The sequence below is a fragment of the Streptomyces sp. NPDC086519 genome, from assembly GCF_040686075.1.
GTDB lineage: Bacteria > Actinomycetota > Actinomycetes > Streptomycetales > Streptomycetaceae > Streptomyces > Streptomyces shenzhenensis.
The window spans coordinates 62789-72903 of sequence record NZ_JBFBJL010000046.1 but is presented as its reverse complement, the minus strand read 5'-3'; the positions used below and the strand labels follow the sequence as shown (position 1 = coordinate 72903).

At 68.7% G+C, this 10115-nt stretch carries 14 protein-coding genes; 8 read left to right on the top strand and 6 right to left on the bottom strand.

Annotated features, from left to right (window positions below; translation table 11 throughout):
* Positions 1–872: 872 nt before the first annotated feature.
* The 5 genes from AB0P24_RS33765 (at position 873) to AB0P24_RS33745 (ending at position 3704) form a co-directional block, all read left to right on the top strand.
* On the top strand, positions 873–1577 hold the full coding sequence (locus AB0P24_RS33765; RefSeq protein WP_365800749.1) for a hypothetical protein: 705 nt from the start codon (positions 873–875) through the stop codon (positions 1575–1577).
* Positions 1574–2020 (top strand): MarR family transcriptional regulator, encoded by a 447-nt coding sequence (locus AB0P24_RS33760; protein WP_365800747.1) that lies wholly within the window; start codon positions 1574–1576, stop codon positions 2018–2020. Before AB0P24_RS33765 ends, AB0P24_RS33760 begins: the two co-directional genes overlap by 4 nt.
* Before the next feature lie 320 nt (positions 2021–2340).
* Entirely contained in the window at positions 2341–2823 is a 483-nt protein-coding gene (locus AB0P24_RS33755; protein ID WP_365800745.1) for a hypothetical protein, read from the top strand.
* Positions 2824–2931: 108 nt separating this feature from the next.
* A complete protein-coding gene (locus AB0P24_RS33750; protein WP_365800743.1) occupies positions 2932–3279 on the top strand; it encodes a hypothetical protein in 348 nt (115 codons plus the stop codon).
* A gap of 41 nt (positions 3280–3320) precedes the next feature.
* Positions 3321–3704 (top strand): hypothetical protein, encoded by a 384-nt coding sequence (locus AB0P24_RS33745; protein ID WP_365800741.1) that lies wholly within the window; start codon positions 3321–3323, stop codon positions 3702–3704.
* 183 nt (positions 3705–3887) lie between these two features.
* On the opposite strand, the gene AB0P24_RS33740 is transcribed toward AB0P24_RS33745, so the two are convergent.
* From AB0P24_RS33740 to AB0P24_RS33725, 4 genes are all read right to left on the bottom strand, one after another.
* Positions 3888–4259 carry a toxin Doc gene (locus AB0P24_RS33740; RefSeq protein WP_365800739.1) on the bottom strand — a complete coding sequence of 124 codons (372 nt, stop codon included), beginning with the start codon at positions 4257–4259 and terminating at the stop codon, positions 3888–3890.
* 1 nt (position 4260) lies between these two features.
* Positions 4261–4518, bottom strand: coding sequence for a YlcI/YnfO family protein (locus tag AB0P24_RS33735; RefSeq protein WP_365800737.1), 258 nt, complete (start codon positions 4516–4518; stop codon positions 4261–4263).
* 123 nt (positions 4519–4641) lie between these two features.
* Positions 4642–5274 carry a hypothetical protein gene (locus AB0P24_RS33730; RefSeq protein ID WP_365800735.1) on the bottom strand — a complete coding sequence of 211 codons (633 nt, stop codon included), beginning with the start codon at positions 5272–5274 and terminating at the stop codon, positions 4642–4644.
* A 104-nt stretch (positions 5275–5378) separates the two neighbouring features.
* Positions 5379–5567, bottom strand: a complete 189-nt coding sequence (locus AB0P24_RS33725) for a hypothetical protein (RefSeq protein WP_365800733.1) — start codon at positions 5565–5567, stop codon at positions 5379–5381.
* 495 nt (positions 5568–6062) lie between these two features.
* Between AB0P24_RS33725 and AB0P24_RS33720 the strand changes: the two genes are divergently transcribed.
* The 3 genes from AB0P24_RS33720 to AB0P24_RS33710 all read left to right on the top strand — a co-directional run bounded on the left by AB0P24_RS33720 (position 6063) and on the right by AB0P24_RS33710 (position 8716).
* Positions 6063–6587 carry a hypothetical protein gene (locus AB0P24_RS33720; RefSeq protein WP_365800731.1) on the top strand — a complete coding sequence of 175 codons (525 nt, stop codon included), beginning with the start codon at positions 6063–6065 and terminating at the stop codon, positions 6585–6587.
* A 290-nt stretch (positions 6588–6877) separates the two neighbouring features.
* Positions 6878–7129: a DUF6233 domain-containing protein gene (locus AB0P24_RS33715; RefSeq protein WP_365800729.1), complete on the top strand. Its 252-nt coding sequence runs from the start codon at positions 6878–6880 to the stop codon at positions 7127–7129.
* Positions 7130–7189: 60 nt separating this feature from the next.
* Positions 7190–8716 carry a hypothetical protein gene (locus AB0P24_RS33710; RefSeq protein WP_365800727.1) on the top strand — a complete coding sequence of 509 codons (1527 nt, stop codon included), beginning with the start codon at positions 7190–7192 and terminating at the stop codon, positions 8714–8716.
* Between the two features lie 339 nt (positions 8717–9055).
* Here the strand turns inward: AB0P24_RS33710 and AB0P24_RS33705 are convergent, their stop codons facing one another.
* Together AB0P24_RS33705 and AB0P24_RS33700 are read right to left on the bottom strand one after the other, a co-directional pair.
* Positions 9056–9682: a hypothetical protein gene (locus tag AB0P24_RS33705; protein WP_365800725.1), complete on the bottom strand. Its 627-nt coding sequence runs from the start codon at positions 9680–9682 to the stop codon at positions 9056–9058.
* A 128-nt stretch (positions 9683–9810) separates the two neighbouring features.
* Positions 9811–10011, bottom strand: a complete 201-nt coding sequence (locus AB0P24_RS33700) for a hypothetical protein (protein WP_365800723.1) — start codon at positions 10009–10011, stop codon at positions 9811–9813.
* Between the last annotated feature and the right edge of the window lie 104 nt (positions 10012–10115).

Genomic DNA, 10115 nt, shown 5'->3' with positions numbered 1-10115 from the left:
CGGGGTGCGGGTTGAGGGCGGGACAAGTCCAGACAGAGCGAGGGGAGGTGATTGAGGGTCGGGGAACCTGAGCTGCTGGGGTGTGTCTACTCCCATCGGGTGATCGGCTGCGATTCGCGTGCATCATTTTGAAGCACTAGATAGAGTCTGGAAACGATAGGGCGCACCACTGCACCTGATAAAGGCCCCTGAGTTTCGCCATTGTATTTTCACCTAAAGCCAGCACAGATAAAGGCCGCAGAATTCACCTTCGCTGGGCTGACCTTAACCACAGAACGGAACTTCAGAAATGGGAAACTCGAAATTCGACGTGCGGAGGTACCGGAGCCGAACGGCCCCCCGGGCCGGGCGGCGGAACCCACCAAAAGCGCCCGCCACGCCCTTGTTGCTGCTTGTTCCGTCACGGCCGGCGCCACCCGAGACTCAGAGCCGTTGATGCTGCCTACGGTCTGCGCGGGTCCACGGGCCCGCACGCGAAGCCGCCTCAGCCACGGGAGGTCCGGCCGGCGCCTGCGGGAAGACCTCAGCCACTTGATACTTACCGAGATCAAGAACCCGCAGGTCAGCGCGTTACAGATCGCGCGATATGTAACGGCTGGGGGGACATATCGCGGTCGATCTGTCTCGACTGAGGGGGCACATCGGCCGGTCAATGTCAACTAGAGGCGACACCTTCGGAGCGCCTGTGTCAAGTACAGGCGACATCTGGGGCGGATGTTGCTGGCGGGTCGACCGCCGGGCGGGCAGGGGGGAGATCTGTCCCCCCTGGGGGGACACAACTTGCGCGGCATGTCGTGTCGGAGCGACATCGGTTTCAAGCAGAGCTGACATACTGCTGCGCGTCCGGAGATCAACAACGTGGGAGCAGCCTCGTGCCGACTGAGCCGCAGCGCAGCCGTCCGAGCGCCAAGGGGGCGCCGCAGCCGAAGTTGCCGCTGGACGATCCTGCCGACGCCTGGAATCGGCCCCTGCGGCCCGTCAAGGACCTGGATGACGTCGCACGGCAGTACCCGGGCCGGAAGCTCTCGCTGGGCGAGCAGCGCAAGCCGATGGAGTTCTACGGGACGCCGGAGCGGCCGAACGCGTTCTCCATGGACAGCCTGGAGTTCTTCCTGGTCATCGCGCAGTTCTTCCGCGAGGCGCTGCCGCTGCGGCTGATCCTGCTGATGATCGCCTGTCAGAAGGCTGGCGGGCGGATCCCCTTGACGCAGGACGAGATGGCGACCGTCCTGGACGTGGCGCGCACGAAGGTGACCGAGGCCCTGGGCGAGATCATGTCGCACGGCATCGTGTTCCGGGTGAAGCGTGGGGTGTACCAGTTCAACCCGCCCTACAGCTACCGCGTAGCGGAGTTCATCCCGGGCACCGAGACCATGGAGCCCGAGTACATCAAGGTCGACCAGTACGTCACCCTCAAGGAGATCCGCGCGGACCAGAGCCTGCCCGAGTTGGTGCGCTTCCCTTCACTGGAGAAGATGAGGCAGGAGATCGAGCGGCTGCGTAAGGAACGGGCAGACGAGCGATCTCGCCGGCGCCGGGAGCGGGCGCAGCTGAAGGAGAAGGGGGCCGAACAGTGAGCGGTCTGCATTTCGCCGCCGTCAACGCGGAAGGCATCGTTGCCGATCTCGATCTGCTGCCCGCGGCCTACCGCGTGCTGCTGAAGCTGCGCGCCCACAGCGAGGCCGGTGGTCGTATCGAGATCGACCAGGGCACCATCGCCCAGATGCTGAACCTGAGCCGGACGGCCGTCAACGCGGCGCTGCGCGACCTGGACCTAGCGCTGTTGGTGAAGAAGCAACGCGCCGGCGTTTACCAGCTCAACGCCATGCTCGCCGCCTACGCCTCCCCCGAGGACGCCATCGCGGCCGTCAAGGCGATGCCGAAGGAGGAGCGCCTCAACTCCACCGACTTCGTCGATCGCTACCGCAGGGCTGTCGCCGCCTACCAGGACCAGCTCGCTGAGAAGCGCCGGCGCCGGGAAGACGCCAAGCGTCGCCAGAACCTCAAAGCCGTTTCCTGACCCCGCCACCCGGCCCGGCCGGGCTGGCACTACGGCGCTGCACCCTCACGGTGCAGCGCCGTTCGTGTGTCTGGTGTCGGTGTCGACACCAGAGGTCCCTGCCAGGAGGGACAAAGGTCCCCGCGTGCAGGGACAGCCTGGTGCGCGGCGCCGGTTTCGTGGTGCGGGCGGTGAGTGTCGGATCGGGACGCACGGTTCCGGCAGGCGGGAAACCCCCAAGTCAGGATCAGGGCGAAAAGAATCATGAGCGGCTCTCTTCCCTCGGCGTATGGACTTCAATACAGTGTATTGAAGTCCATACAGCTACGGGAGGACCCGCCTTGTTAGCCACCCTCGTCACCGCCGCCCTCGCCATCGTCGCCACCCTGCTGGGCGCGATCGTCTCCGGCCGCTTCCAGGAGCGCGCCGCCGAACGCGGCGTCCGCGCCAGCCACGGCGAGGCGATCCGCCGCGACCGGCTGGAGGCCGTTACCGCGCTCGCATGCGCGATCAGCGACCACCGCCGGGCGATGTGGATGCGCGGCGACGCCGTCCTCAAGGAGGCCGGCACCGAGCGGATCGACGCCCTGCGCGGCGAAAGCCACATGACCCGCAGCGCGGTCACCCGCCCGCTGGTGGCGCTGCGCGTCCTCATCGAGGACCAGGCCGTGCGCGCCGCCGCCGACCACATGGTCACGCTGACCTACGCGATGCGCGACGCGTACGCCACCGCCCAGGAGCTGACCGCCGCCCGCGAGGCCGCGAAGGTCGCCCACGACACCTTCGTCGACACCGCCGCCGGCTACCTCGCCCGGACCGCCTGACCTCGCCACACCCGTGTGCCGCCGGGGCCCCGGCTCGGAGTGTCAACGCTCTCCGGAGGCCCCACACACCACCGCCGCCCCTCTCACGTGCACCCGATCGGAGTTCTCATGGAGCAGCAGTCGAAGGCGCTCGCCCGGATCAGCAGCGTCGAGACGTCAGCCGAACGGACCGCCGGCACCACCGGCGGCGATGACGTGGCCGTGCTCGCCCCGGCCGCGGCCGCCGCGCTGGGGCTGCTCGCCGACGCCGTCCGTCGTGGCGGCGCTGATCACGACGACATCGTCCAGGACCTCAAGGCCGCCGGGGTCCACGAGGCGTTCGCCAGCGTCTTTGACGCCGCCTCCGAGCGCGTCATGGAGGCCGCCGACGACCCGTATGACTTCGACGTGCGGCTGCACGCCGACAACCTTGCCGGGGCCGCGGGCGACGTCCGGCGCGCCTTCGAGTGGCTCTAGAGCCCGCCCCACACCCGCCACCACCCCATGGGAAGGCCCCGATGACCACCGAGCCCGAGCACACCAACCCCGCCCCCGACCTGACGATCCCGCTCTCCACCGCCGACGCCCGGGCCCTGGGCGACGATGTCGGGCAGCTCGCCATGCGGCTCGGCTCGGTACTGCATGGCCTCGCGCAGCTGCGCGCCGGCGAGACGAGCACCGAAGACCTCGCAAACACCATCCTGATGTCCACCGGGCTGATGAACCGGCTGGGGGGCATCCGGGACGCCGCAGTACGTCAGCACGCCGCACAGGGCGGCTCGTACGGCGCGTTGGCCAGCTCCATGGGCGTCACCCGGGCCACCGCGCAGTCCCGCCGCGACACGCTGCTGAAGAAGGCCCCGAGCCCGATGGAGCAGTGGGCCACTGGCGAGACGGAGTAGCCCGAGCAGCAGCGGGTCGCTGGCCGTGCAGCGCCCTTGTGCCGCCTGGCCCGCGGGCCGGAGTGTCAACGTCTTCCGGCATCCAGAGCAGCGCCCCGGCCGCCGACGAGCAGCAGCTGGACAACACCGAGCAACGGACCCCACTGCAACCGGCACGGCACCATGCACCGCGCAACCCTGAGATCAGATCCGCCAGGAGCGGATGCGGTCAGCCGCGTCGTAGCCATCGGCGCGGCCCGCGTCGATGTCGCGGGCAAGGTCGATCAGCGCGCCGTACGGCGGGTCGACGGCCTCGCCCGCAGCGTCCATGTACGCCGTGACGATCGCGGCGCCGTACAGGGCGTTGCGGGCCGGGAGGGGGCGCAGCCGGATGATGGCGTGCATCAGGGCCGCTGCGCGCCAGGCGTTGTCGACGGTGACCCCGACTTGCGGGGTGTTGACGCGGTGGCGGGCGACGGCTGCCACGAGGTTGGAGAAGTCGTGGACCGAAGGTTGCTTGGGCAGCACGTCCGCCTGGCGCTCCAGCAGCCAGCGGATGTCGATGTGGAGCTCCACCTCAGGCCGCCCGCCCCGGGATCTCGGCAGTATCCAGGCGGGCGGGGGCGTCGTCGGGGAAGGCCGCGTCGAACGCGTCGGCGTTGTCGGCGACGAACTGACGGAAGACGTCCGCGGCGCCTTCGAGGCGGGGGTCGCGGACTGCGTTGCGTGCGGCCTCGGTGATGAGCGCGGTGACTGTTGTGCCCTCGGTCTCGGCTCGCTCCTGCAGCTGGGCGTGAAGGTCTTCGGGGACCCGGATCGTCACTGACTTCGACATGTCCCGACCGTACAGCAGGGCGTACAGCACGGGGAGGGGCAAGACGGAACCGCACCCGGACGAGGCGCATTCCGGCCGGGAAGGTCAGGCTGATGAGCCGCAGCCACCGGCCGACCGCTGTCATCAGGTCAGGTCGGCGTCGCCCGTCACGACACGGTCCCCGGAGCGAAGGCCGGCGCCGACCTGGTGCGCACGGGCCAGCAGGGCGTTGACGGTGAGCGCGGCCGCGGGGTCGGAGTCAGGCAGCCGGTCGACGGCGGCCCGCTCGTCCTCGCTGAGCGAGTCCAGCAGGCCGGTGCGAGCGAGGGTGCGCAGCAGGGCGTGGCGCAGGACGTCGGGGGCGAGGGCTACGCGGCGGGTGGCTTCGGCTTCCTCCTCCTGGAGGCGCCGCTCGTCCTCCAGCTGCCGGTCGCGCTCGCGTTCGGCGTCGACGGCGAGCTCGTCCTGGACCACGGCGTCGGCGTCCGGGTCGTACACGCCGCCCACATCGGCGAGCAGCTGCACGATGCGTGCCCACTCAGCGACTTCGGCCGGGCCGCGCTCATCGCCAGCCAGGTCCTCGTGGTCGCGGACCATGTGCTGCTGCAGCTCGGCTTCCTCGAGGGCGGCCGCCGCCTCCGGGTGGCTCATGCCGCGGGCCCGCCGGCGGACCGAGCGGCGCCCGACCTTCGCCCAGTCGATCGGCTCGCGGGGCACGGCCGTGCGGTGGGCGGACCCGCGCGGGCGCCGCTGGGATCGGGGTGCGGGGGTGCTCACACGAGCCTCCCAATCATCGAGGGAACGGTGACAGGAAATCCGGCTGCCGCGCGGTGGGCGCGGCAGCCGTAGACAGGTTTATAGCAGCCATGGATTCCGTGCGGCTAAAACGAGATATCGAGCCGGTCCACGTTCTTGAATTCGACGTGTACGCCCGCGCGCCCGCCGCCTTCTTTGCGGAAATAGGCGTCGGCGATGGCCTCCGCTACCAGCTCGTGCAGCTCATCATCCGTCGCTCCGTCCTCCCGGGCGGCCAGGATTCGGTCGGCGTGCGCGGGCGAGACGGCGGTCATGATGTCCCTCATCCGGCCCGCGTCCGAGGACCCCTCCGGGCCGAATCCGAAGTAGACCCGGCAGGAGATGACGAGCCCTCCGGACGTGGCGGCGCGCTGCCTTGCCTGTGCCCTGACCTGCGGTTGCCACTGCGCCTCGGTCTCCTGGACCAAAGCCGCCTCAAGGCGCTTCTGGGGCCTCTTGATGGCGCCCGAGCGTAGCGCTCCACGGTGCGGCGGGAGACGCCCAGTCGCTCGGCTACGGCCGCCGTGGAGCCCTTGGCGCACGTGAGGAGGAATTTCATCAGGGCTCGCGCGGATTTCGGGGCGGGACGGGTGAACAGGGCCTGTTCGGCCCGTCCGAGGCCGTCGAAGAGCTTGTGCCGGAGCGTGGCCGACGCCAGGTTCGTGTGCTGATCATTCATGCCGGGAGGGTCAAGCCTCTCCCCTGTGGACAGTGGACGCCGGGCGCCAGGAAGGATGGGAGGCGGGCATATCATCACAGGAGGGGGCGTCGTGCGGCTGACGATCGACACGGCGACGGACACCTACGAGCAGGCGATCGCCGCGGTCCAGGCCGCGTACGGGCTGCGTCCGGACGTTCCGGTCGCCTGGCCGGACGCGCCGGCCGCGGACCCGCGTCCGGGCCCGCAGGACCTCGCCGACGACGACCTTGCCGACGGCTGGACGGACCAGCTGCTGTTCCAAATGGTCGCCTCGCTGGTGCCCGGGGCCCGGGCGATCCTGCGCAGGATCACCGAGCTGGGCGGCGCCACCTCGTACGAGGACGTGCAGCAGCACTTCGCCGACCATCCGACGCTGCCGATCCCGCCATCGAAGATCGGCGGCACCCTGACCAGCGTCAAGGCGGTACAGCGCCGTACCGGCCCGGACGGCGCCGGTCCGCTCCTCCAACGGGACGAACGAGCACGGCGCTATCGCATCGACGACGTCCTCGTGGCCGGACTCCAGCGGGCCTTCGCCCTCGCCGACGCCCGCCCCGACCTGCTGCGCGGCGAACCGGCCGGACCGGCAGCCTGACCAGTCGCGGTGCACATCAGGGCCAGACGGTGCCGGCCTCGGGACGCAGATCCGGTCAGTCGCGCAGGACGTGGGCGACCTGGTCGGCGGGCACGGCGACCCCGGAGGACTGCGAGAGGAGCCGCACGTACTCGACATCGTCGACGACGGCGGTGAACTCCTCCTAGGTGTCATCGTCGAAGGTCAGGAGCAGCCCCTAGCCGGTATCCGTGCGCTTCAGGTCGGCGCCCCAGCAGAACTCGCGGTAGGCGTAGGCGTCCAGGCTGGGGGTGAAGAGCGCTGCCCAATGGATGATCCTCGGACCGCGCCGCCCGACCGGCTGGGTCCTGCAGAAGTTGGACGGCCAGCGCGGACCCGACCGCGGCCTCGTGTATGTCCCCGACTGTGAAGAGGCATCGCAGGGCGCACCCGTGCTGACGGTGGACCAAGTCCTGGACGCTGCCGAGAAGGTAGGCGTTCAGCTGTGCACACTGTGCGGCGCCGTCCAGGAGCTGGAGCCGCTGTTGCACGGCATCGAGCGCGGCTTCCCCTCGCACGGCTGAGTATCTGCGGCAGGGAAAATGCTGCCTGTCCGGCGGGCCGACGCGGGGAGAATCGTGCGTATGGTCCGTTCGTCCAGATTCCCCATCTCCGACCGCGAGTACGTCCAGCGGGTCCGCCGTCACCCGCCCAGTTCGCTGCTGCCTCTGATCGCGCAGGTGAGCTCGTTGCTGCCGACGAAGGTCGACTGGCAGCAGGACTGGGTGAGGCTGAACCGGCACCGAAGCGCCAAGGGGCTATACCGGCCGTGGGCGTTCGCCGACGCCGCGTGGGTGTCACTGACCCGCGGGAACGAGCATCGGCAGCGGCTGGCGGCCGTGGACGACCTGGAGGAGATCCTCGCCCAGTACGTGGCGCTGGACGACCTCTACCGGCACCTGCCCGTCGGTGAGCGGCTGTCGGGATTTCTGCTGCGGATGGCCGGGCAGCAGTTCACCTGGCAGGAGGACGACTTCTCCGAGCTCGCCCGCAGCGTGGCGCTGCTGGTCCAGACCGAGCCGACGAAACCGCTGAACGCCCTCGTCGACGGCTGGGAGCAGGAGGTGTTGGGTTGCCCCGTCTCGGACTACGTGGGGCTGGGGCAGATGCTGTTCACCGTGGCGATCCACCGGCAGGGCCGGGTCGACCTGGACTGGGTGCCCGAGAACGAGCTCGCCGTGTTCAAGGAGCTCACGAGCCGTGCTGTAGTGAAGGCGGTCCTCGAGCAGCACTTCGCCACGGGGGCAGAGGAGGAACGGGCCCGTGCTGCCGCAGGACTGATCTCGTCCGACCCGCTGATGCGGCGGTACACGCCCAACCCGCTGCGCTCCAGGCCCCTGGTGCGGGGTTTCGGGTGCGACTACCTGGTCCCGGTGACGCCCGCGGTGCTGGGCAAGGTCAGCCCGATGGGCCTCTACTACACGGGGATAGAGCACTTCGGCAGCGGCAGCAAGGCGTTCGAGCGGTTCGCGGGAGACCTGGGCGAGCTGTTCGAGCAGTACGTGGGCCGGCATCTGCGGCTGCTCCCGGATGCCGAGGTCCATCCCGAGATCGCCTACGGCAAGGGCGGCGGACAGAACAGCGTCGACTGGATCGTGGTCCTGCCCGGCCTCGTGCTGCTGCTGGACGCCAAGTCGGCCCGGCCCACCGCAGGCCTGCGGCTCGGGCCGCAGCAGACGTTCGGCGAAGAGCTGAACCAGAAGCTGGGCAAGGCCATCGGGAAGCAGATCCCGAACACTGCGAAGCTCATCCGGGACCGGCACCCGAAGTTCGCCCACATCCCTCACGATCGGCCGATGTTCGGAATCGTGATGACGATGGAGCCGTACCACCTGGTCAACACACCCGAGTTCCGGAACGTCTTGCCGGCCACGGATGTGCCGACGGTGGTGGCCTCGGCAAGCGAACTGGAGGACGCGGTCGTCGCGACGGACCCCACTCTGGAGGAGGCGATCCTGGCCCGGATCGAGCAGCCACCGGCCGCGGGATGGTCCCTGCGGGCCCTCGCCGACGGACGGCCCGTCATCAATCCGATCCTGGACGAAGCATGGGCGAGCCTTCCGTGGGGCGCGGAACACTCCTCTGACGGCGAGTTTTCGGAGAGTCCTTGAGAGAAGGCGGTCACTCGGTGCCCCCTCGAGCCCCCTCCGAGGTTCGCGCTGTGCTGTGGGCCGTCCGCACTGCTCGGATGGCCCACAGCGTGTGCTACGCCATCGGCTGGCCTTCGTCGTCTTCGGCCTCACGAGCAGGCTGGAGAACGTCGGCCTGTCTCATACGGCTGCGTGCACGAAACTTCCGAGCGCCCCAGCTGGCAGCTGCGAGTACGGAGGTAGCCATGAGGCTCCCCAGAAATTCGGGAAGAGAGGAGGCAAATGTGTGCATTATGGCCTCAGGTAAGGAGATCGTCACGTGAACCTCGGGAAGGGATGGACGCCCGAGATCGCGTACACCTACCCGACCAGGGCGTCCTCTACGGACAGGTTTGACGTATGTCCGCTCCCGCCCGGGGCCCGGGGCACATGCGAGCTGCACAGCCGAAGCACTCCGCACGGCGATGACGCCACCGGAGGCACAGAGTCCAGGAACTCGTAGTGGTGGCCGCACAGAGTCCGCGTCAGGAACGCGCCCGCCACCTCGGAGACCAGTGCTTGGAAAGCGTCTTCCAGGGCCAGGCGAGCGTCGAGCGATACGTTTCGCGGCCACTCTTCGTCGCACCAGGGCAGCGAAGAATTGCCGCGGTTCAAGTCCACGGTGACCTTCGCCGACTCCAGCTTCGGGACAGCAACCAAGAGTGGCGGCGTGGAATCCAGCAGGGCGCTTCTGCGCAGCCGCAGACAGACACGCCGATCTATCTCAAGCTGTTGCCGTTGCTGTTTGATCTCTTTGCGGCGTCGTTCCGCGCGCAACTTGAGGGCGAGCAGTGCTCCCGCCATGACGGTCTTGCCGCCACCGGAGACGAGTTGGACGACGTAGCCGTGCGCAATGTCAGTCAGGTCCGCGGTTCGGAGCTGGCTCCGGTACGGCACGTCTTCATACTGATCCCACCAGCTCTCCCGCTCCTGATGGCACCCCGTCACGGGGCATAGCCTAGAGACATAGAAGGTGCCCGGTAGGTCGAATGGGAGAGCCTGACGTAGAAGTTGCCGTCCAAGATCGTATGAGCGGCAGCTTCTGGCGGGCCCACCGGGGTGAGCCCGCCGGGGCATCAGCGCCGGGTCTCCCACCACAGGATGATCACGGTCACCGCGCCGCTGCCGAGCTTGTACGCGGCGCCCTTCAGGAACTCGCCGGAGACGATCTGTCCCTGTCGGCCGATCCCTTTTCGCAGGTGGCGGATGATGGCAGTGCGCTGCCGGTCCCACCGGGACTGGTGCTCAGGCTGGTCTTTCGCGTTACTCTCGTCCATACGGAGTTCCTCTCGTTTATGGGCGTGCTGGAACACCGCGCAGGGAGCCCTCCCAACTCGTGGCCTGAGAAACCCGTTGGGGCCGTAGGGCTCCTTTTGCGTGT